The sequence below is a fragment of the Xanthomonas sp. AM6 genome (assembly GCF_025665335.1).
Classification (GTDB): domain Bacteria; phylum Pseudomonadota; class Gammaproteobacteria; order Xanthomonadales; family Xanthomonadaceae; genus Xanthomonas_A.
In genome coordinates this window covers 4,601,720-4,622,004 of sequence record NZ_CP106869.1, presented here as the reverse complement: position 1 = coordinate 4,622,004, position 20,285 = coordinate 4,601,720, and the positions used below count along the sequence as shown (strand labels likewise).

Here is a 20,285-nt window from a genome sequence, read left to right as displayed (position 1 = left end):
CCGCCATGGCCCGTTTCTTCATCGACCGTCCGATCTTCGCCTGGGTCATCGCGATCGTCATCACCCTGGCCGGCGCGATCTCGATCCTGTCGCTGCCGCTGGAGCAGTATCCGGACATCGCGCCGCCCTCGGTCAGCGTCAGCGCCACCTATACCGGCGCCTCGGCCGAGACCGTGCAGAACTCGGTGACGCAGATCCTCGAGCAGCAGATGACCGGCCTGGACAACCTGCTGTACATGTCCTCCAGCAGCAGCTCCGCCGGCAGCGCCTCGATCACCCTGACCTTCGATTCCGGCACCGATCCGGACACCGCCCAGGTGCAGGTGCAGAACAAGGTCTCGCAGGGCGAGGCGATGCTGCCGGACGCGGTCAAGAGCAATGGCGTGACCGTCACCAAGTCGGCCAGCGGCAGCATGTTCATGGTGCTGGCCTTCACCTCCGAAGACGGCAGCATGGACAGCACCGACATCGGCGACTACATGGTGTCCACGCTGCAGGACCCGATCAGCCGGCTCAACGGCATCGGCGGGGTCAACGTGTTCGGGTCCGAATACTCGATGCGGGTGTGGCTGGACCCGGAGAAGCTGCGCACCTATGCGCTGATGCCCTCGGACGTGAGCAACGCGATCTCGGCGCAGAACGCCGACGTCTCCTCCGGCGCGCTGGGCGCGCTGCCGTCGGTGCAGGGCCAGCAGCTCAACGCCACGGTCACCTCGCGCAGCAAGCTCAGGACGCCGGCGCAGTTCGAGGCGATCGTGCTGAAGTCGCAGAGCGACGGCGCCACCGTGTACCTGCGCGATGTGGCGCGGGTCGAACTGGGCTCCGAATCGTATTCCTCCAGTTCCAAGTACAACGGCAAGTCCGCTTCGGGCATGGGCCTGCAGCTGGCCACCGGCGCCAACGCGCTGGATGCGGCCAAGGCGGTGGAGGCCAAGCTCGATCAGCTCAAGCCGTATTTTCCGGCCGGGCTCAAGTATCAGGTCGCCTACGACACCACGCCGTTCGTGCGCATCTCCATCGAGGAAGTGGTCAAGACCCTGCTCGAGGCGATCGTGCTGGTGGTGCTGGTGATGTACCTGTTCCTGCAGAACTGGCGCGCCACGCTGGTGCCGGTGATCGCGGTGCCGGTGGTGTTGCTTGGCACCTTCGGCGTGCTGGCGCTGCTGGGCTTCTCGATCAACACGCTGACCATGTTCGCGATGGTGCTGGCGATCGGCCTGCTGGTGGACGATGCGATCGTGGTGGTGGAGAACGTCGAGCGCCTGATGAGCGAGGAGGGCATGTCGCCGAAGCAGGCCACCTACGTGTCGATGGGCCAGATCACCGGCGCGCTGGTCGGCATCGCCCTGGTGCTGACCGCGGTGTTCCTGCCGATGGCGTTCTTCGGCGGCGCCACCGGCGAGATCTACCGGCAGTTCTCGGTGACCATCGCCGCGGCGATGCTGCTGTCGCTGCTGGTCGCGCTGACCCTGAGCCCGGCGTTGTGCGCCACCTTGCTCAAGCCGATCGAGCAGGGCGGCCACGTCTCGCGCAAGGGCCTGCTGGGGCGCTTCTTCGGCTGGTTCAACGACCGTTTCGACCGCGGCGCCGACGGCTACGGCCGCGGCGTGGGCAAGCTCATCGGTCGCCGCAAACTCGGCTCGCTGGTCTACCTGGCGCTGCTCGCGGCGATGGCGCTGCTGTTCTGGCGCCTGCCCAGTTCGTTCCTGCCCGAGGAGGACCAGGGCATGCTGATGGTGATGTTCAGCACGCCGGCCGGCGCCACCCAGCAGCGCACCCAGCAGTCGATCGACCAGGCCACGCAGTTCATCCTCAAGCAGCCGGAAGTGGAAGGGATAATGACCATTTCCGGCTTCAGCCTGGCCGGCAGCAGCCAGAACTCGGGCATGGGCTTCATCCGCCTGAAGGACTGGGCCGAGCGCGACGCGTCTGCAGCGGACGTCGCCAACCGCATCACCGGCGCGATGATGAGCGCGTTGCCCGACGCGCAGGTGTTCGCGCTGTCGCCGCCGGCGATCAACGGCCTGGGCTCCAGTTCCGGTTTCACCCTGCAATTGCAGGACGTGGCCGGCAAGGGTCACGACGCGCTGGTCGCCGCGCGGCAGACACTGCTGCAACTGGCCAATGCCGACCAGAGCCTGAGCGCGGTGCGTTTCAACGGCCTGGACGATGCGCCGACCTACCGCGTGCAGATCGACGACGCCAAGGCCGGCACGCTCGGCCTGGCCGCCTCCGACATCAACACCACGCTGGCCACGGTGATGGGCGGCAGCTACGTCAACGACTTCCTCAACAACAACCGGGTCAAGCGCGTCTATGTGCAGGGCGAAGCCTCCGCGCGCATGTTGCCCGGCGACATCGGCCGGTGGTACGTGCGCAACGGCAGCGATGCGATGGTGCCGTTCTCGGCGTTCTCCAGCAGCGCGTGGGCCTATGCGCCGCAGGTGCTGAACCGCTTCAACGGCACCGAGTCGATGGAGATCACCGGCAACGCCGCCAGCGGCGTCAGTTCCGGCGACGCGATGAACGGCATCGCCGGGCTGGTCGGGAAAGTGGGCAAGGATGTCGGTTACGCCTGGTCGGGCATGTCCTACCAGGAGCAGGCCGCTGGCGCGCAGACCTGGATGCTGTACGCGGTGTCGCTGGTGTTCGTGTTCCTGTGCCTGGCCGCGCTGTACGAGAGCTGGTCGATCCCGATCTCGGTGATGCTGGCGGTGCCGGTGGGCATCGTCGGCGCCTTGCTGGCGACGTGGCTGCGCGGGCTGTCCAATGACATCTACTTCCAGGTCGGCCTGCTGGCGACGATGGGCCTGGCGGCCAAGAACGGCATCCTGATCGTCGAGTTCGCTAAGGAACTGGAGGAAAAGGGCCAGCCGCTGATCGAGGCCACCCTGCATGCCGCGCGCCTGCGCCTGCGCCCGATCCTGATGACTTCGTTGGCGTTCATGCTCGGCGTGCTGCCGATGGTGGTCAGCAGCGGCGCCGGTTCGGGCGGGCGCCATTCGCTGGGCACCGGCGTGCTCGGCGGCACCCTGGTCTCGACCGTGCTCGGCATCTTCTTCGTGCCGCTGTTCTACGTGATCGTGCGCAGCCTGTTCCCCGGCAAGCGGGCCGAACCGGAACTGGCGCGCCGCGAGGAGGCAACCCCATGAGCCGTCCGTCCCTGACCCGCGCGGCGCTGGCCCTGGCCTGCGTCGGCGCATTGGCCAGCTGCGCCAGCATGGCGCCGAGCTACGCCCGCCCCGACGCGCCGGTGCCGGCCTCGTTCGCCGACAGCGGCACCGGCAGCGGCGGCGAAGGCGACGTTGCCGACGTGGCCATGCTGGACTGGCGCCAGGTGTTCCTGGACCCGCGCCTGCAGCAGACGATCGCGCAAGCGCTGGACAACAACCGCGACCTGCGCGTGGCCGTGCTCAACATTGACAAGGCGCGCGCGCAGTACCGCATCCAGCGCGCGGACCTGTTCCCGTCGGTGAGCGTCACCGGCAGCGAGAGCGCGGCGCGCGGCAGCGCATCGACCAGCGCCAGCGGGCGCTCGGACGTGAGCCGCAGCTATGGCGCCGAGGTCGGCGTCAGCAGCTGGGAACTGGACCTGTTCGGGCGCATCCGCAGCCTCAAGAACGAAGCGCTGGAGACCTATCTGGCCACCGCACAGACCCAGCGCAGCACGCGCATGAGCCTGGTCGCCGAGGTCGCGGCCGACTGGCTGACCGTGGCCGCCGACCAGCAGCGCCTGGCGCTGGCGCAGCAGACCCTGGATAGCCAGCGCCGCACCCTGCAGCTCACCGAACTGCAGCATCAGCAGGGCATCGTCTCCGGGCTGGACCTGGCGCAGGTGCAGACCAGCGTGGAAAGCGCGCGGGCCGACGTCGCCAGCTACACCACACAGCTGGCCACCTCACGCAACGCGCTGGACCTGGTGGTCGGCGCACCGGTGAGCGCGGAGGCGTTGCCGCAGGCGGTCGCGCTGGAAGCCGGCGTGGCGCTGGCGCCGCTGCCGGCCACGCTGCCGTCGCGCGTGCTGCTGCAGCGTCCAGACGTGCTGTACGCCGAGCACACGCTGAAGTCGGCCAATGCCGACATCGGCGCGGCGCGCGCGGCGTTCTTCCCGACCATCTCGCTGACCGCCTCGACCGGGCGCAGCAGCGACGCGCTGTCCAGCCTGTTCGATGCCGGCAATCGCACCTGGTCGTTCGTGCCCAGCATTAGCGTGCCGATCTTCCGCGCCGGCGCGCTCAAGGCCGAGCTGGACGTGGCCAAGATCACCCGCGACGTCGGCGTCGCCGAGTACGAGCAGGCCATCCAGACCGCTTTCGGCGAAGTGGCCGATGCGCTGGCCACGCGTGCGCAGCTGGACGAGCGCATGGATGCGCAACGCGCCCTGGTCGCGGCCACGCAGCGCAGCTACACGCTGGCCGACGCCCGCTACCGCAACGGCGTGGACAGCTATCTGGACGCGCTGGACGCGCAGCGCTCGCTGTACACCGCGCAGCAGAACCTGATCACCCTGCGCCTGACCGAGGCCAGCAACCGCGTCACCCTGTACAAGGTGCTCGGCGGCGGCGCCGACGCGCAGAGCGGAGCGCCGGTGGCCGACGCGGGTCCTTAGCGCATTTCCGACACGTGTATTCGCAGTTGTCGCAATGTTGTGGGAGCGACTTCAGTCGCGACGGGCTCTACCGGCAAGGCCCGTCGCGACTGAAGTCGCTCCCACAAATGACATCAGACTGCACCGGGTCTGCATGCCCGGTGCAGCCGCTTTTACCAATCCCCAATCCCTGATCCCCAATCCCGGCCTCTCACCGCGCCGCATTGGCATTCATCGTCGCATTGCGGCTGGCATCCAGGTACTGCGCCGGATCGCGCATGCCGGTGGTGTGGCACTGGCCGGTGGTGTGGCCGCGGTTGATCCCGCCCGGCAGCTGCGCGTTGACCTGCTCGACGGTACCGTCCTCCGGATCGTCCAGCACCAGGTCCGAGGCTGCGTTGCAGTAGTCGTTGGTGTACCAGTTGGTCTTGGCGAAGGAGGTGGTGTAGTAGTTGACCTGCGCCCGTGCCGAGGTGGGGATACCGGCCAGCCAGGCCTTGGCGCCGTCGTAGCTCAGGTCGCTGTTGCTGCCGCAGCCCACGCCGAACCACGAGCCCACCGTGGCCAGGATGCCGGCCAGGTTGGTGCCCTGGTAGGGCGTGCCCACCGACTGCATCACGCGGCCGCCGCTGGCGTTGTCCAGCCCGCTCCAGTAGTAGCTGTACAGGTGCAGCGCGGCCATGCCGCCCTGGCTGTGCGCCACCGTGCCGAAGGAATTCCATTGGCTGCCGAACTGCGCCAGCCGCTGCGCGAACTGGTCGTTGCTGCGGTTCTGGTTGACGTCCAGGAACGCCGAGGCATTGCTGAACTGCGCCACCGGCCACACCCCGCCGGAGCAATAGCCATGCACCAGCACCAGCCGCGTGCCGGTCGCCTGCGGTTGCGCATCGGTCGCCGCGCGCAGCAGCGTCGCCGGACGCTCGCCCATGCGCATGCTGGCGTCGATCGCGCCGCCGCGCGCCACGCTGCTGCGGCGCAGGGCCGGCAGGGTCAGCGGCAGCGTGGCGCGCGTGGCCAGCGGCACGAAATGGTCCGGGTCCTCGATGCGCAGGTTGCGCAGCGTGAACGGCGCGCGCGCGCCGGCGCGTACGATCCAGCGCTCGTCCACGCTCAGCGGCAGGCGCCCGTCCTGCGGCGCGAGCATGCCGCCGATCCAGGCCACAGGCACCGCGCCGCCGTCGCGGCCGGTGCCCCACAGTTCGCCGAGCACGCGGTAGTGCGCCGGCGCCTGGCCGTCGGCACTGACCGGGATCGGCAGCGCCAGCCGCGTGCCGGCCTGCGCGCTGGCGGCCACCGCGTCGGCGGCGATGCGCAGCGACGTGTCCAGCACCGGCAACACGTGTTCGGCGGTGCGCACGAAGGCCTGGCCGGCGGCGTCCTCGCCGTGCACCACCACCTGCGCGAGATAGCTGCCCGGCGCCTTCGCCGGGAAATCGCCGGCATAGACGCCATCGCCGGCGGCGCCGTCGCCATGGCGGCCGTCGTCGGCCATCGGCCACTGCGTCACCGTGCCGTCGGGCGCGGTGACGCGCAGCTGCGCATCGCGGATGCGCCCGGCATTGGCGCCCAGCGCAGTGGCGCCGTGGCTGTCGGTGCCGCCGAGCAGCGCGGTCAGGCCGATGCGCTGGCCGCTGCGCAGCTGCCGGCGATCGCTGGGATAGGACGCCAGCTGGGTGCGCGCATCGCCTTCCATCAGCAGGTAGCCGCGTTGCGGATCGGCGCCGTCGGCGCGCAGGGTCAGCGTCCAGTCGCCATTGGCGGCCGCGTCCACGCGGTATTCGCGCGCCGGCAGCGCGGCGTCGCCGCTGCCCAGGCGGGTGGCGATGGCGTTTGGCACGATGCTCGCGGCACTGGCGCGTGCGTTCGCTGCGCCGGGCGCATGCAGTTGCGGTTGCCAGTCGTGCGCGCCGGACAGCAGCACGAAGCGCAGCTTGCCGTTCTCCACCGGCAGCGTCGCCTGCCATTGCGCGGCCGCGCCGCTGCGTGCGGAAGAGAATTCCACCGGCAGCAACGCGCTCTTGGACAGGATCGCGGCCTCGGCCGGCGCCGGCGCGCGCATCTGCGCGAACTCCTCGGGCGGGCCGGCCAGCTGTTTGGGGATCAGCTCGGCCGCCTGCGCTGCGGCAGGAAGGGCCAGACACAGGATGCAAACGGCGGACACTCTCGACAGCTTCGGCATGACGCGCTCTCCGTGGCGGTGCGAAGAAGCGGACGTGCGTGGCCGGCGCATCGCGGCGTTGCGCAGCGGCGGCGGCACGTCCGTGAGGACGCGGCGCCCCCTCGCCGCGAAGATTCCTTCCGCTTATAGCCAGCCCAGGTTGCCGGACAAAGACGCAGCGCAGCAATGCGTCCGAACTGGGATGCCGCGCGCGCTTGCCGCTGTGATGCCCGGCGTGAAGCACGCCGGGCATCGTCGGCCTATGCCGCCTGCGCCTGCTGCGCGCGCAGCTGCCGCGCCGCGGCCACCATCGCCTCCAGCGCGCTGCGCGTTTCCGGCCAGCCGCGCGTCTTCAACCCGCAATCCGGATTGACCCACAGCTGCTGCGGATCCAGCACCGCGCGCGCCTTGTCCAGCAGTTGCAGCATCTCCTGCGTGCCGGGCACGCGCGGCGAGTGGATGTCGTACACGCCCGGGCCGATCGCGTTCGGATAGCGGAAGCGCACGAACGCATCGAGCAGTTCCATCCGCGAGCGCGAGGTCTCGATCGAGATCACGTCCGCGTCCATCGCCGCCACCGCTTCGATGATGTCGTTGAACTCCGAGTAGCACATGTGGGTGTGGATCTGGGTGGCGTCGCGCACCCCGGCCGCGGCGATGCGGAAGCACTGCACCGCCCAGTCCAGGTACGCCTGCCACTGCGCGCGGCGCAGCGGCAGGCCCTCGCGGATCGCCGGCTCGTCGATCTGGATCACGCCGATGCCGGCCGCCTCCAGGTCGCGCACCTCGTCGCGCAGCGCCAGCGCGATCTGCCGGCAGGTCTGCGCGCGCTCCTGGTCGTCGCGCACGAACGACCACTGCAGCACCGTCACCGGCCCGGTCAGCATGCCCTTCATCGGCTTGTCGGTCAGCGACTGCGCGTACTGGGTCCAGCGCAGCGTCATCGGCGCCGGACGCTGCACGTCGCCGAAGATGATCGGCGGCTTCACGCAGCGCGAGCCGTAGCTCTGCACCCAGCCGTGCCTGGTGAAGGCGAAACCGTCGAGCTGCTCGCCGAAGTATTCGACCATGTCGTTGCGCTCGAACTCGCCGTGCACCAGCACGTCCAGCCCGATCTGCTCCTGCGCGCGCACGCAGCGCTCGGTCTCCGCGGCCAGGAACGCGTCGTACTCGGCGTCGCCGAGCTTGCCGGCCTTGTGCTGCGCGCGCGCCTGCCGTACCTGCGCGGTCTGCGGGAACGAGCCGATCGTGGTGGTCGGGTAGGCCGGCAGCCGCAGCGCCGCCTGCTGCGCCTCGCGCCGCTGCGGATACGGCGATTGCCGGCGGCCGGCATCCTCGCTCAGCGCCGCCACCCGGCGCGCGACCTCGGGACGATGCACGCGCGCCGACGCGCGCCGCGTCTCCAGCGCCTCGCGCGCCGCGGTCAGTTCGGCTTGCGCATGCGGCTGCCCGTGCAGCGCGTCGGCCAGCGTGCGCAGCTCCTGCAGCTTCTGCCTGGCGAAGGCCAGCCATGCGTACAGCTCGCGGTCCAGCGCCTTTTCCTGCTCCAGGTCCACCGGCACGTGCAGCAGCGAGCACGAGGGTGCCAGCCACAGGCGTTCGCGGCCGACGTGCCCGGCCGCGTAGCGCGCCAGGGTCAGCGCGTTGTCCAGCGGCGTGCGCCACACGTTGCGGCCGTTGACCAGCCCGGCCGACAGCACCCGGTCGGCCGGCAGCGCCTGCAGCACCGCGTCCAACTGCGCCACGCCGCGCACCAGGTCCACGTGCAGGCCGTCCACCGGCAGCGCCGTGGCCAGTTCCAGGTTGTCGCCGAGCTCGCCGAAATACGTGGTCAGCAACAGCTTCGGCCGCGGCGCCTGGGCCAGGAACGCATAGGCGCGGCCGTAGGCCTCGCGCGCGGCGACGTCCAGGTCCAGCACCAGTGCCGGCTCGTCGATCTGCACCCATTCCGCGCCGGCCGCGTGGAGCTGTTGCAGCAGCTCGGCGTAGACCGGCAACAGGCCGTCCAGCAGCGCCCAGCGGTCGCTGCCGTCCACGGTCTTGGACAGCAGCAGGAAGGTCACCGGCCCGATCAGCACCGGCCGCGTGGCGATGCCCAGCGCCTGGGCTTCCAGGAACTCGGCCAGCGGCTTGTCGCCGCGCAGGCGGAAGTGCTGGCGCCGCGCCAGTTCCGGCACCAGATAGTGATAGTTGGTGTCGAACCACTTGGTCATTTCCAGCGCGTGCAGGTCCAGCCCGTCCTCCTGCGTGCCGCGCGCCATCGCGAAGTAGCCGGCCAGCGGATCGGCATCGGCCAGCGCGCGGTAGCGCTGCGGGATCGCGTCGAACAGGAACGCGGTGTCGAGCATCGCGTCGTACAGGCTGAAGTCGTTGCTGGGCGGCAGGTCCACCCCGGCCTCGACCTGCAGCCGCCAGTGCCGCTGGCGCAGCTGCCGCGCCGTGTCCTGCAGGCTTGCGCCGTCGGTTTCGCGGCGCCAGTAGCTTTCCAGCGCACGCTTGAGCTCGCGCCGCGCGCCGATGCGCGGGAAGCCCAGGTTGGTCACGATCGTCATTTGCGTTTCCTCATTGCGTTCATGGGCATTGAGGAACGAAGGAACCGCGCGCCGTCCGCCCGTTCGCACGGGACGCCCGCCACGCCAGCGACCTTCGCCCCCGCGGGCGAACCGGCGCCACGCGGGCAGGCGGAAGAGCGCGGCGCGGCGCAGGGCCGCGACACGACTTCCGGCCGCCTCCCCGCGGAGGCGCCAGGTCGAATCGGAGGACGCACAGGTCCTCCGGCCGGGGCCGGTATTCGGGCTGATGGACGAGCGCACCGTGCCGGCTGCGCGCCTACTGTCCGCCGCTTCCCAGGCCGGCATGCGCCGGCCCAGTGCCATTGACGGAGGTCGTTTCCATTCACCGCTGCGGGGCAGCTCCGGAATGGGCAGGCGCTTGCGGCGCCGGCCGTCACCGGATTCCCGTTTAAATCCATCCCTTCATCCGAATGAAGCGATGGATACCTTCGGCGAGCGCACGATAGGCCGGATGCGGCGGCGGGTCAAGCGCCAAGTGCATTGCGGGCAGGCATCGGCAGCGTTCATGGCGAACGTGTAAGCTATTGATCCCAAAGCCAATGATCTGCCGCTTCCGCCAGCAGGCGACAGCGCAGCACCACCGCGCCCGATGACGCTTCCGACTTCCGACCTGCCAGCCCGCTACGCCGCGTCCCTGCGCCTGTCCGTCGCGCCGATGATGGACTGGACCGACCAATAGACAGGTCAGGGCTTCCGGACACGTTGGTGCACTATGGGTACATTCGCCATGGCACTGCTGACCTCGTGTGGCACGGCATTTGCTTAGCTATTCTGTATAGGACTCAGCTGCAAAACGCTGATAAGCTCGCGCCGCAGCTGGGCTAGCGGCTCATGGGTCAGTGAGATTAGCAAGGATTAGGGGGAGGCATGGAAGAGCTATCTAACTACATTGGTTATGCGCTAAATTTTCAGTGTCGAGAAGTCGAGAATTACTTTGGTAGCCCGGTGATGTCCTATGTGGGGCAGATTCATCCGTCGGTTCTTCAAGCGTATATAGACGCTGTGGAGAAGGTTGCGGCTGCTAAGGGCGAATACTCTGATAGCGATAGGATAATTATTGCGCTGACTACGCCAGGCGGTGTGGTGGAAACCGTTGAAAAGATGGTAGAGGTTACTCGGCACCATTTTTCCGAAGTTTATTTTCTAGTTCCCATGTCTGCAATGTCTGCCGGGACTATATTTTCTATGTCGGGCGACAAAATATTCATGGACTACACTTCTTCATTAGGGCCGATTGACCCGCAAGTCCAGAACCCTGATGGGCATTTTGTGCCGGCCCTTGGCTACATTGATAAGGTCGATGAATTGATCGGAAAGTCTGCTGATGGGACTATCACGGACGCTGAACTCATGATGCTTCAAAGGCTGGATCTCGCTACCTTAAAGCGTTATGAGCAAGCGAAAGAACTGTCAATCAGTCTGCTGAAAAAGTGGTTGGTTAAATATAAGTTCAAAGATTGGGTTCAGCACAGTTCAAACGGCGAAGTTGTGACGCAAGACGAGAAGATCGCGCGCGCGGAAGAGATTGCCCGTCAGCTTAGTGACAACAAGCATTGGCATTCACATGGCCGCATGATCAGCGCGGATACGTTAACGGGGTCCCTGAAGCTGAGAATTGAGGACTACAGTGCGATTGATGAGATTCGGAAGCCGCTACACGCTTACACGCGCTTGTTGCTAGACTACTTGGATCAGCAGCGAGCCTCGTTCAGAATTCACCACAGACATTGAGACCAATCATGGATATCGCAACCCGCACAAATGAGGCAATCGCGCAAGCGGTTAAGAGGCTTGAGCCCGCTTCTGCTGCGCGCGTCAATGAGCTCAACGTGAAATTCGACCGACTGGTCAAGCAGGGTTTAGTAACCGAAGATTCTTACGGTATCGCTGTAGGTTGGGTTGGAGTCGCACAAGCGCCAACGTACAAGCGCTGAACTAATATTTCTTAAGGGCCGCCTGTAGCAGGGCGGTCCTTTTTTTTGCTGTAGGTCAGGACGCTCGCTGCCGTCTCTGCGCATCCCACCACGTAGCCACGTCCCGCGTGTCGTACACGTCGCCGGTCCTTGCCGGCAATAAGCGCGCGCTGTGCTTGTTCGCCATGGTCTTCATGGCGGTGCCAGGGAAGAACGCATCGCGCAGTTGCTCGATCGTCATCGTGGCGCCGTACTTGCCGAACAGCAGCCAGAACGTCGAGTAGTCGTCAGCGGCCATGGCTATGGCCCTCCGCATCTTCAAGCTGCTGCAGGCTCATCGCGGCGCCTCCGGCGCCGACGCGGCGGCGAGCAGCACCTGGCGCATCTGTTCGATGATTTCGACAGAGATCAAGCGCGTGCCTTTGCTGAGCGCTGCTTCGATCACTTCGTCCACTTCTTCGGCCGTGAAGTCGCTCTCCGGCACCGCAGTTGCGGCGCCTGTGGCTGCTGTGGCTGTGCGGTGGCCTTGCCGCCCCAATAGGTCATTGGTCGGCCCTGTTCATCTGTCAACTGCGCGGCGTCCGATGAGGCCGGTTACACTGCTTGCAGCGCAAGCCAGCCGGCGACCAGCGCGTCGTAGTGCGCGTGGGAATCTCGGCCTGATCGCCTAGGGAGAGTGCGGCGCGTGCGGCGGAGAGGGCGCGCTCCAGCGCCTCGGGCGTGATCGTGTTCATTGCGTATCCTTCGGCGCGCGGCGCCGGCTCATTGTGAAGCGGCGCCACCAGGGCGCACGCAGGCGTTCGTTCTTGGCTCGCAGCCCGCTTGATCTCGCTGGCGGCTTGGGCCAGCTGCTCGCGCAGCATTGACGGCGCATCGTATGCCGGAGAGACTCGGCCCAATGACAGGGAGCGAGCCATGCCACCAGCGATCTTCAGGAAGTCTAGCGTCGTCAGCTACTACGGCCAGGACATCTTCATCGAGGCTTGGCAACCGGAGGGAGGGGAGGCCTTCGTCCATATGATCGAAGCAGGGGAGCTGCCCCCAATCGAGAGCCCCGATTGCGGCAACCACCCGACGCTCGATGCGGCCATCAACGCTGGCTTGGCATTCGCGACGACTCTGATCGATAACTAGTCCGGTCATGCAGCCACCGGCAATTGATGCGCCGGATCTAGGTTCGGCAGGACGTTGGGCGCACCAGATCATCTCCGGCGGCGACCTGGTGCGCGCGCTCGACAGCCCATTGCAGGGCGGCCAGCTGTCGTTCGTGTAGATGGCGGTCATGGCAGAATTACCTCTCGGACAAGGGAGTGGCTATGGGCTGGTTCGATGGGGTGGTGCAGTGCGCCCCGCTAAGTGCAACGTGCGTTCTGGATTGGGACGCGATTTCCGCAGTTGCTACCGCTGCAGCCGTTTACTTCGCATGGCATGCGATTCGATCTGAAAACGAACATCGGAACACAGAGCGAAATCGGGCCGATCAGGCTCAGAGAGAGGAACTCGCGAGGATGGCGGGCGAGCGGAAATCTCTGGCTCGCCGACTTGCAAAGATCTTCCATCGGGAGGTGTACGAAGGGCTTGCCGAGATGGTGGCGCTGATCCACGTCACCGAAGCAGTCCGCACGCAGGTGGATCTTGAGCAGTACATAAAGGTCTATGCCCAGCCACTGAACCCGCGCGTTTTCGCGATGCACGAACGGTTCCTGGGTTCGTTGGATGTATTCCCCGACCAGCTCGCTATCGCATTGGTAAACAACATGACGAACTGGAAGGCCATGCCGTATATATCGGATGGTTTTCCCAACATGCCAGCAGGCGAGTTCTTTCGAAAGGCTCAGCCAAGGATCATTGCGCAAGCGCGAGAGGTCTGCGAGCTTCATCGGGAGACAATGACGATGCTGGAGCCATTCTTTGCGGACCTTCCGGGCATCACGCCGATAACGCCTGAGGAGGTTCGGGCACTGAACGACGCGGCCGCCGCGAAGGCAGTCAGTGACTTGGCGGCGCGTGACGCTGGGAACGGCTGAGCGCCACGCGTTCACTCGCCGATCCTCATAGCAGCCAGGTCGATCTTGTCGCCCGGTCGCTGCACAGCGCTGGCGGCGGGGGCTCGTATAGTCTCCGTGGCCGACGGCACCTGCTCCCATGCTTGCTTCGGGACTCAAGCCACTGCACGATTCGGGCCTCAATCCCGGAACACCGACATGGCGGATCCTCTCTACTGTCCGTGGCTTCTCGCCGCACCGTGCCTGAAACCGGAGGTGTGGGCCGCGTGGTGGCAGGCCATCGGCAGCGTGGTCGCAATCCTCGTTGCGGTACTCGTGCCACTTCGACTGCAGCGACAGGCGAACCTGGCGAAGGTGGCGGATGCTAAAGCAAAGGCACGGTCTTTGGCAGTGGACGTGCTCGACGACATGACAGCATTGACGGCTTCCATACAGGCATTGCACGAAGACGGGTACAAGACCCTCGGAGACGTGTACGGCTATGCCTCGGCGGTCTTCCGAATAGCCCTTCCTGCCCGCCTTAAGGACGCGGTCAAGCAATTGCACGAACTTGGGCCCGCAGGAAGCACGCTGCAACTGGCGCTGCTTGAGCTTTCTTTTCTGCGCGGCAAGCTTATGGAATGCGGATCGAGGAGCGACGGTACGAGAAACGGGCAGGCAGTTACCGCAGCGAAACGTTCGCTGGATGCTGTTCTGGAACTCATGCGCAAAGCGTCGGAAGAACTCGGCCAGCTGTTTGACGAAGAGGCCTGAGTAAATCACGGTGCACTTGACGCCCCACTGCGGGAGGGCGAGTTTTTCGCTCGCGTGTATGCCGGTCATGGCAGCATCAGCTAAACAAAGGGGGAGGTATGGCAATGGAGATGTGTCCGCTCTCGGCGGATTGGGGTAGTTGGGCGGACTGGGCGGCAGTGGTGATCGCCGCGATTGCCGCGGGAGCGACCTTCTGGGCGGTCCTTGTTGCGATGAGGACGAGCCGCACTGCCGTGGACGAGGCGCGTCGGATGCGCGACGAAGATCGAGCTGCAAGACTGCAGGCGGATAAGGACAGAGCTGTGGCTCGAGCGATCGTGCTCGACCACGAGCTCTATGTCCTTGGGGGCGAGATACGTCGTATAGCGGACGTGCTTTCTCACCCAGAGGCGTTGAAAGATCCAGTCGCCACGGCGGCCTGGGCCGCAAAGCAGATGCCGGTCGACCCTCTGCCGATGCTGACTCGCTTCGCGGGCGATTTGGACGCCTTTGGCGCAGGTGGCGCCGCAAAGCTGCTTTCTGCGTTGAGTAGTTGGTACGTGAATCGCACGTTTCTCGATCAGGGGCGCTTCCAAGAAGACAGCGCGCTGCAGATTGCTGACGACCTTCGGTCGATCGCTCTGGCATTCGAGACATTCCTTGAAGTGTTGAGATCCGCTCGCGAGCTGACTCTGCATTGGGCTACCGATGGCAAGGGGGATTTGGCTGAAACGGACTTCTAGGGTTCTTGTCATTCGCCGCGCTCATCCAGTTGTTTTGCCTGTGCAAGGCAATACTCGGCGCGCCAGCGGCAACGCTCCGGCGTTTCGTATGGATTGACCATGGCAGTAGCGGCGGCCTGGCGCCAATCCTCGGCCGTAGGCTTTAGTCGGATTCCGAGATCCATCTGCGTCGTGTCTGAACGCATCAATCGCTCCTCGTGCGAAAGCGGACGCGGCAGCCCTCCAGTTGAGCGCTGAAGCGACGCGGGGCCGTAGCGGAGCGGAGCCACTTGAAACGACGGTGCAGCGCGGCGCGGAGGCGAAAGCTGTTCGCATGCCGAAGATGGCCTTCGTAGCTCGCCAGGCGCGCGCGGATGTCACGTAAGTCCTGCGGCGTGCATCGGATGCTGCCGGCGACGACGTGCGCACCCCCCCCATACCGCCATGGCCGCACGCGCATGCCCGATGACGCGCCGCCGCGCCAGCGTGTGGGTGGGGTAGATCACGTAGCCAAGGAAATCCAACCCATCCGTCAGCCGGCGCAGCCGGATGTCGGCCTTCAGCCCAAGGCTGAGCTGATCGCTCAGGAATTGCTCGATCTGCGTCTGCCAGCGCTGCAGCTGGGCGCGGTCGTGATGAAACAGCACGAAGTCATCGACATACCGCAGGTAGCGCTTGGCGTGCAGCTCGCGCTTGGCGAACTGGTCCAGCGCGTCCAGGTAGACGTTGGCGAAGAACTGCGATGACAGGTTGCCGATCGGCAGGCCGCGGCCTGCCGGCGCATTCTCTAGCCGCTTGTGCGGCGGTACCTGGGTCCGCTCTGCACCGGTAGCGCGGTACTGCACGCCAGCATGCAGGGGAGAGCGGCGCAGATCCGCGCCGTTTCCCAGCAGCTAGGCGGCGTACCGGCCGCAGGCATCGCGTAGGGCTTCTCCGACAATCGGTTGCGTCGTTCGCTGATAGCGTCCGACCGGGCCGCGCGAAATCCTATGCATGCCGATGGATACCTTCGGCGAGCGCACGATAGGCCGGATGCGGCGGCGGGTCAAGCAGACCGATGACGAGTGTGTTTGTCCGGGTATCGTTTGAGGGAAGGGCGGCGTCGCTGCAGCGGAATGCCGCCGCCAGCGCATTGCCTTACTGCTGTCCTGGCATACCGGGCACGCTTCGGCCGCGCGTGAAAGCAACGGCACGATTGCTTGAGAAACGCTTGGCAGCGGCGACGCACGCGGCGACGGAGAGGGCTGCCGCGAGTAACTGCCAGCCGACGGGTTCGTGCAGCAGCAGTGTCGCCAAGGCTAGCCCCATGAAAGGCTGCAACAATTGCAGTTGGCCTACGGCCGCGATGCCTCCCAGCGCCAGGCCACGATACCAGAAGAAGAATCCGATGAGCATGCTGAAGATCGCAACGTACGCCAGGGCGATCCACGAACTCGTCCGAACCTGCGCCGGATGCATCGGCAGATGCGTCAGCGTGAGCAGCAGCGTGACCGGCAGCGCGATCACCAACGCCCAGCTGATGACCTGCCAGCCGCCCAGCTCCCGTGACAGACGTCCTCCCTCGGCATAGCCGTACCCGCAGGCGACGATCGCGGCGAGCATCAACAGATCGCCATGGAGGGTGGCGGCCTGCTGCCGCAGTGAAGCGAAGCCGATCACGCAGGCGCTGCCGAGGACGGCAAAAAGCCAGAAGGCGGGACGCGGCCGTTCTCCGCCGCGCAGTACGCCGAACACTGCGGTCGACAGCGGCAGCAAACCGACGAACACCAGCGAGCGCGCCGCGGAGATGTGTTGAAGGGCATAGCCGCTGAGCAGGGGGAAGCCGATCACCACGCCAACGGCGATCGCCGCCAGCGGCGGCAGCTGCCGTGGCGCCGGACATTTCGCCCTGAATGCGAACAAGATCGCGACGGCAATGGCCGCAGCGATGACTGCGCGCGCCGAGGTGAGGAACACCGGGGACAGATCCGCGACCGCTACGCGCGTGGCGGGCAGCGAGCCGCTGAAGATCGCCACCCCCACGATCCCGCTCAACCAACCGTCCGCCTTTTTCTGCACCGCCGTTCCCGGGTCTTGGATGCGCTCATGCTCGGCAGTTGCCAAGGCGGTGGGCAGGGACAATCATGGGTACAGTCAATAGAACTGTACTGGTCCATTGGTCGGTACACATCGGATCGCGTATGAACGCCAAGCCAGAAACGCTGACTGCGCGCGTGGTCGGCGACATCCGCAAGCGCATCGATCGGTGCCAACTTCCGCCGGGTGCCCGGCTTCCTTCGATCAGAGGGCTTGCCGAGAGCCTGGGGGTGTCCAAGTCGACAGTCGTCGAGGCGTATGACCGGCTCGCAGCCGAGGGCGCCATCCTCGCCCGGCCCGGCTCGGGGTTCTACGTTCCCCAGCGCAAGGCAGTGCTTTCTCTGGCTCCCGGCAATCCGAGGGCGGATCGCGACGTCGATCCGCTATGGGTCGCACACCAGTCGTTGAGCGGCCAGGAGGGGTTGTTGAAACCGAGCTGCGGTTGGCTGCCGTCGGACTGGATGCCGCAGGAGAGCATCCGGCGCGCGCTCAGGGCATCGGCGAAGCTGGACGATGCCGAGCTAGCCGATTACGCCACGCCGCTCGGTCATCCTGGGCTACGGCAACTGCTGGCCCGCAGGCTGGCCGACCGCGCCGTCGAGGCCGACGCCGACCAGATCCTGCTGGTGGAATCGGGCACGCATGCTGTCGACCTGGCTTGCCGCTTCCTGCTTGAGCCTGGCGACACGGTGCTGGTGGACGATCCCTGCTATTTCAATTTCCATGCGCTGCTGCGCGCGCACCGGGCAACTGTGGTGGGCGTGCCCTACACCCCGAACGGGCCGGACGTGGACGCGTTCGAAGGCGCCGTGCTCCGACACAAGCCGCGCCTGTACCTGACCAATTCGGCGCTGCACAATCCCACGGGCGCCACGCTGTCGCCGGCGACCGCGCACCGTGTGCTGAAGGCGGCGGAGCAGCACGGTGTGACAATCATCGAGGACGACATCTTCGCCGAGTTCCAGTCGGTGCCCTCGGCCAGGCTCGCGGCATTCGATGGCCTGCAGCACGTCATCCAGGTCGGGAGTTTTTCCAAGACCCTGTCGGCGTCGGTTCGCTGCGGCTATATCGCCGCGCGTGCGGACTGGATCGACGCACTGACCGATCTGAAGATCGCCACCGCGTTCGGCAGCGGCCGCCTGGCATCGGAACTGGTCTACTCGATGTTGCGCGATGGCGGCTATCGACGCCATGTGGAGACACTGCGGCAACGGCTGGCGCGCGCCATGCCGAACGTCCGGCGCAAGCTGGAGAGTGTCGGCATCACGCCATGGGCCGAGCCTGGCGAAGGCATGTATCTGTGGAGCCGGCTCCCGGACGGCGCCAGCGCGGTCAAGGTGGCGCGCGTGGCATTGAAACACGGTGTGGTTCTCGCGCCGGGAAGCACCTTCAGCCTGAGCGAAGCGGGCGATGCGTTCTTCCGTTTCAACGTCGCCCAATGTTCCGACCGGCGCGTCTACGAAGTCTTGCGCAGGTCGCTGCAGGAAAGCGTGGCTTGAGGTCGAATGCTGAGAGCGCGTGGTGTCGAAAGATAGTGCGCGCACAGGGCGCGCCGTCGGCAACTCGTATAATCGGATGCGACGATCGCGCGATCAGGCAGGCACGACGCATGACCAAACAGTTCCAGCGCTCCGCCGGCCAGATCAAACCGGTGGCAGAGGGTTACGGCGCCTGCATCGCCACGGACAAGATCACGGTCGACGGCTATCCCGTCCGATTCATGTATCGGGAAGCCCCGAACAACGAGATGGACAGCGGTTGGCGGTTCATGTCCGGGTTCGAGGACGGCGCTTACATGGACGACCCGGACAACCATGGCATCTACGACGTCAACACCATTGCGAACTACGATCCAAGCATCGTCCCGTTTCTCGAGGCGCCGGAGGGCAGTGCCTTCGAGAAGACGCCGGAGTCCGAGAGATTCCTGGCAGTCACGGACTGGGGACCGGATGCGCCCTGACGATGCATCCGGACCGGCGCCGTTTCGCGGCGTGGCTTGATGGTGGGTTCCTGAAGGTCTGCTTCCGGCGGAAGCGGACATGTGCGTCGGTAGAGGCCGAGTCCGCTTTTGCCGGTCCGGATGGCGGCGAGTCTCTTCGGCTCTTCCCTCTCTGGGTCAGCGCTGCGCCCGGCAGCGTTCGCGGTAAACGTGTAAGCTGTTGATCCCAAAAGCAATGATCTGCCGCTAAAGCCCCCGGGGCGACAGCGCAGCACCGCCGCACCCGATGACGCTTCCGCTCCCGACCTCCGACCTGTCCGCGCGCTACGCCGCCTCGCTGCGCCTGTCCGTCGCGCCGATGATGGACTGGACCGATCGCCACTGCCGCGTGTTCCACCGGCTGCTGGCGCCGTCGGCGCGGCTGTATACCGAGATGGTGCACGCCAATGCGGTGGTGCTGGGCGATCGCGCGCGCTTGCTGGGCTTCGATGCGGTCGAGCATCCGTTGGCCCTGCAACTGGGCGGCAGCGATCCGGCGTTGCTGGCGCAGGCGGCGCGGATCGGCCAGGAGTGGGGCTACGACGAGGTCAATCTCAATTGCGGCTGCCCGTCCGACCGGGTCCAGGCCGGGCGCTTCGGCGCCTGCCTGATGCGCGAGCCGGCGCTGGTCGCCGAGTGCGTGGCGGCGATGGTGCAGGCGGTGGACATCCCGGTCACGGTGAAGTGCCGGCTGGGCGTGGACCAGGACGACGACTACGCGGTCTTCCTCGCCTTCGTCGACGAGGTCGCCGCCGCCGGTTGCGGGTTGTTCGTGGTGCACGCGCGCAACGCGTGGCTGCAGGGCCTGTCGCCGAAGGAGAACCGCGAGGTGCCGCCGTTGCGCTACGAGTGGGCGCATCGGCTCAAGCGCGAGCGCCCGCAGTTGCAGATCGTGCTCAATGGCGGGCTGGCCGAGGTGGCCACGGCGCAGGCGCAGCTGGAGGCGGTGGACGGAGTGATGCTGGGGCGTGCGGCCTACCACGATCCCTACGTGCTGCACCGGCTGGACGCGGCCCTGACCGGCGCCGCGCCGCGGCCGCGCGCCGAGCTGCTGCGTGCGCTGCGGCCCTACGTCGAGGCGCGCCTGGCCGACGGCGTGGCGCTCAAGCACATCGCGCGCCATCTGCTCGGCCTGTTCCACGGCCAGCCGGGCGGCCGCGCGTTCCGCCAGGTGCTCAGCGAAGGCGCGCATCGGCCGGGCGCGGACTGGACGCTGCTGGAACAGGCGTTGCAACTGACCGAGGGCGGGGCACGCGCCGCGGCGTAGCGGCTTTCGCGGTCGCGTTGTCCTGGGCGTCCGCCCTCCATTCCCTTCAGCGGCAAGACGCCAATGCTGCTTTTGGGATAGGCGTTCAGTTACTTTGTTCAGGTTGTAATGGCGGCCACTGCCGCCGCAAGGGGACCGGCAGAGCCCCGCGGGGGCGGGGCCGGACACTGTCGATGGCGGCCTGCCGCATCGGAAAGGGGAGTTCATTTGACTGAACGATGACGGCCCGGGCCGGAAAAGTTCAGATCGGATTCACCCCGAAAAATCAAGAA

20 protein-coding genes and 1 riboswitch are annotated in these 20,285 nt (G+C 66.3%); of the genes, 12 read left to right on the top strand and 8 right to left on the bottom strand.

Annotated features, from left to right (window positions below; all coding sequences use genetic code 11):
• Positions 1–5: 5 nt before the first annotated feature.
• The gene (locus OCJ37_RS19820; RefSeq protein WP_263111393.1) at positions 6–3,152 is read left to right on the top strand and encodes an efflux RND transporter permease subunit; all 3,147 of its coding nucleotides are present in this window, start codon (positions 6–8) and stop codon (positions 3,150–3,152) included.
• Positions 3,149–4,609, top strand: a complete 1,461-nt coding sequence (locus tag OCJ37_RS19815; RefSeq protein ID WP_317633200.1) for an efflux transporter outer membrane subunit — start codon at positions 3,149–3,151, stop codon at positions 4,607–4,609. The genes OCJ37_RS19820 and OCJ37_RS19815 overlap by 4 nt, the downstream gene beginning before the upstream one ends.
• 190 nt (positions 4,610–4,799) lie before the next feature.
• On the opposite strand, the gene OCJ37_RS19810 is transcribed toward OCJ37_RS19815, so the two are convergent.
• Both OCJ37_RS19810 and metE read right to left on the bottom strand, forming a co-directional pair.
• Positions 4,800–6,767, bottom strand: a complete 1,968-nt coding sequence (locus OCJ37_RS19810) for a choice-of-anchor X domain-containing protein (protein WP_263111392.1) — start codon at positions 6,765–6,767, stop codon at positions 4,800–4,802.
• Positions 6,768–7,006: 239 nt separating this feature from the next.
• Positions 7,007–9,298: a 5-methyltetrahydropteroyltriglutamate--homocysteine S-methyltransferase gene (metE, locus tag OCJ37_RS19805; protein ID WP_263111391.1), complete on the bottom strand. Its 2,292-nt coding sequence runs from the start codon at positions 9,296–9,298 to the stop codon at positions 7,007–7,009.
• Between the two features lie 212 nt (positions 9,299–9,510).
• A riboswitch (cobalamin riboswitch) is annotated at positions 9,511–9,764 on the bottom strand.
• Between the two features lie 422 nt (positions 9,765–10,186).
• Between metE and OCJ37_RS19800 the strand changes: the two genes are divergently transcribed.
• Both OCJ37_RS19800 and OCJ37_RS19795 read left to right on the top strand, forming a co-directional pair.
• Positions 10,187–11,050, top strand: a complete 864-nt coding sequence (locus OCJ37_RS19800) for an SDH family Clp fold serine proteinase (protein WP_263111390.1) — start codon at positions 10,187–10,189, stop codon at positions 11,048–11,050.
• 8 nt (positions 11,051–11,058) lie between these two features.
• Positions 11,059–11,253, top strand: coding sequence for a hypothetical protein (locus OCJ37_RS19795; RefSeq protein ID WP_263111389.1), 195 nt, complete (start codon positions 11,059–11,061; stop codon positions 11,251–11,253).
• Between the two features lie 55 nt (positions 11,254–11,308).
• Here the strand turns inward: OCJ37_RS19795 and OCJ37_RS19790 are convergent, their stop codons facing one another.
• The 3 genes from OCJ37_RS19790 to OCJ37_RS19780 form a co-directional block, all read right to left on the bottom strand.
• Positions 11,309–11,530 (bottom strand): hypothetical protein, encoded by a 222-nt coding sequence (locus tag OCJ37_RS19790; RefSeq protein ID WP_263111388.1) that lies wholly within the window; start codon positions 11,528–11,530, stop codon positions 11,309–11,311.
• Positions 11,531–11,566: 36 nt separating this feature from the next.
• Complete coding sequence (locus OCJ37_RS19785) at positions 11,567–11,716, bottom strand: hypothetical protein (protein WP_263111387.1); 150 nt, start codon at positions 11,714–11,716, stop codon at positions 11,567–11,569.
• 82 nt (positions 11,717–11,798) lie between these two features.
• Positions 11,799–11,966, bottom strand: a complete 168-nt coding sequence (locus OCJ37_RS19780; RefSeq protein ID WP_263111386.1) for a hypothetical protein — start codon at positions 11,964–11,966, stop codon at positions 11,799–11,801.
• A gap of 181 nt (positions 11,967–12,147) precedes the next feature.
• Here OCJ37_RS19780 and OCJ37_RS19775 point away from each other — a divergent pair, with 181 nt between their 5' ends.
• The 5 genes from OCJ37_RS19775 to OCJ37_RS19755 all read left to right on the top strand — a co-directional run bounded on the left by OCJ37_RS19775 (position 12,148) and on the right by OCJ37_RS19755 (position 14,713).
• Positions 12,148–12,366 carry a hypothetical protein gene (locus tag OCJ37_RS19775; RefSeq protein ID WP_263111385.1) on the top strand — a complete coding sequence of 73 codons (219 nt, stop codon included), beginning with the start codon at positions 12,148–12,150 and terminating at the stop codon, positions 12,364–12,366.
• A gap of 7 nt (positions 12,367–12,373) precedes the next feature.
• Positions 12,374–12,505, top strand: coding sequence for a hypothetical protein (locus OCJ37_RS19770; RefSeq protein WP_263111384.1), 132 nt, complete (start codon positions 12,374–12,376; stop codon positions 12,503–12,505).
• A gap of 43 nt (positions 12,506–12,548) precedes the next feature.
• A complete protein-coding gene (locus tag OCJ37_RS19765; protein WP_263111383.1) occupies positions 12,549–13,259 on the top strand; it encodes a hypothetical protein in 711 nt (236 codons plus the stop codon).
• A 177-nt stretch (positions 13,260–13,436) separates the two neighbouring features.
• On the top strand, positions 13,437–13,991 hold the full coding sequence (locus OCJ37_RS19760; RefSeq protein ID WP_263111382.1) for a hypothetical protein: 555 nt from the start codon (positions 13,437–13,439) through the stop codon (positions 13,989–13,991).
• Positions 13,992–14,089: 98 nt separating this feature from the next.
• Complete coding sequence (locus OCJ37_RS19755; protein WP_263111381.1) at positions 14,090–14,713, top strand: hypothetical protein; 624 nt, start codon at positions 14,090–14,092, stop codon at positions 14,711–14,713.
• An 8-nt stretch (positions 14,714–14,721) separates the two neighbouring features.
• Here the strand turns inward: OCJ37_RS19755 and OCJ37_RS19750 are convergent, their stop codons facing one another.
• From OCJ37_RS19750 to OCJ37_RS19740, 3 genes are all read right to left on the bottom strand, one after another.
• On the bottom strand, positions 14,722–14,898 hold the full coding sequence (locus tag OCJ37_RS19750; protein WP_263111380.1) for a hypothetical protein: 177 nt from the start codon (positions 14,896–14,898) through the stop codon (positions 14,722–14,724).
• 171 nt (positions 14,899–15,069) lie between these two features.
• Positions 15,070–15,537, bottom strand: coding sequence for an RNA-directed DNA polymerase (locus OCJ37_RS19745; RefSeq protein ID WP_263111379.1), 468 nt, complete (start codon positions 15,535–15,537; stop codon positions 15,070–15,072).
• A gap of 292 nt (positions 15,538–15,829) precedes the next feature.
• Positions 15,830–16,750, bottom strand: coding sequence for a DMT family transporter (locus OCJ37_RS19740; protein ID WP_263113744.1), 921 nt, complete (start codon positions 16,748–16,750; stop codon positions 15,830–15,832).
• Positions 16,751–16,872: 122 nt separating this feature from the next.
• Here OCJ37_RS19740 and OCJ37_RS19735 point away from each other — a divergent pair, with 122 nt between their 5' ends.
• The 3 genes from OCJ37_RS19735 to dusA all read left to right on the top strand — a co-directional run bounded on the left by OCJ37_RS19735 (position 16,873) and on the right by dusA (position 20,013).
• Positions 16,873–18,267, top strand: a complete 1,395-nt coding sequence (locus OCJ37_RS19735; protein ID WP_263111378.1) for an aminotransferase-like domain-containing protein — start codon at positions 16,873–16,875, stop codon at positions 18,265–18,267.
• 110 nt (positions 18,268–18,377) lie between these two features.
• Entirely contained in the window at positions 18,378–18,728 is a 351-nt protein-coding gene (locus OCJ37_RS19730; RefSeq protein WP_263111377.1) for a DUF2185 domain-containing protein, read from the top strand.
• A 265-nt stretch (positions 18,729–18,993) separates the two neighbouring features.
• On the top strand, positions 18,994–20,013 hold the full coding sequence (dusA, locus tag OCJ37_RS19725) for a tRNA dihydrouridine(20/20a) synthase DusA (RefSeq protein ID WP_263111376.1): 1,020 nt from the start codon (positions 18,994–18,996) through the stop codon (positions 20,011–20,013).
• Positions 20,014–20,285 lie beyond the last annotated feature (272 nt).

Bases quoted from the DNA above. Each gene is read 5' to 3' on its own strand.
- OCJ37_RS19800 (WP_263111390.1), top strand. From the start codon at position 10,187: ATGGAAGAGCTATCTAACTACATTGGTTATGCGCTAAATTTTCAGTGT.
- OCJ37_RS19760 (WP_263111382.1), top strand. From the start codon at position 13,437: ATGGCGGATCCTCTCTACTGTCCGTGGCTTCTCGCCGCACCGTGCCTG.
- OCJ37_RS19780 (WP_263111386.1), bottom strand. From the start codon at position 11,966: ATGAACACGATCACGCCCGAGGCGCTGGAGCGCGCCCTCTCCGCCGCA.
- metE (WP_263111391.1), bottom strand. From the start codon at position 9,298: ATGACGATCGTGACCAACCTGGGCTTCCCGCGCATCGGCGCGCGGCGC.
- OCJ37_RS19770 (WP_263111384.1), top strand. From the start codon at position 12,374: ATGCAGCCACCGGCAATTGATGCGCCGGATCTAGGTTCGGCAGGACGT.
- OCJ37_RS19765 (WP_263111383.1), top strand. From the start codon at position 12,549: ATGGGCTGGTTCGATGGGGTGGTGCAGTGCGCCCCGCTAAGTGCAACG.
- OCJ37_RS19815 (WP_317633200.1), top strand. From the start codon at position 3,149: ATGAGCCGTCCGTCCCTGACCCGCGCGGCGCTGGCCCTGGCCTGCGTC.
- OCJ37_RS19735 (WP_263111378.1), top strand. From the start codon at position 16,873: ATGAACGCCAAGCCAGAAACGCTGACTGCGCGCGTGGTCGGCGACATC.
- OCJ37_RS19730 (WP_263111377.1), top strand. From the start codon at position 18,378: ATGACCAAACAGTTCCAGCGCTCCGCCGGCCAGATCAAACCGGTGGCA.
- OCJ37_RS19820 (WP_263111393.1), top strand. From the start codon at position 6: ATGGCCCGTTTCTTCATCGACCGTCCGATCTTCGCCTGGGTCATCGCG.
- OCJ37_RS19750 (WP_263111380.1), bottom strand. From the start codon at position 14,898: ATGCGTTCAGACACGACGCAGATGGATCTCGGAATCCGACTAAAGCCT.
- OCJ37_RS19790 (WP_263111388.1), bottom strand. From the start codon at position 11,530: ATGGCCGCTGACGACTACTCGACGTTCTGGCTGCTGTTCGGCAAGTAC.
- OCJ37_RS19775 (WP_263111385.1), top strand. From the start codon at position 12,148: ATGCCACCAGCGATCTTCAGGAAGTCTAGCGTCGTCAGCTACTACGGC.
- dusA (WP_263111376.1), top strand. From the start codon at position 18,994: ATGACGCTTCCGCTCCCGACCTCCGACCTGTCCGCGCGCTACGCCGCC.
- OCJ37_RS19795 (WP_263111389.1), top strand. From the start codon at position 11,059: ATGGATATCGCAACCCGCACAAATGAGGCAATCGCGCAAGCGGTTAAG.
- OCJ37_RS19810 (WP_263111392.1), bottom strand. From the start codon at position 6,767: ATGCCGAAGCTGTCGAGAGTGTCCGCCGTTTGCATCCTGTGTCTGGCC.
- OCJ37_RS19755 (WP_263111381.1), top strand. From the start codon at position 14,090: ATGGCAATGGAGATGTGTCCGCTCTCGGCGGATTGGGGTAGTTGGGCG.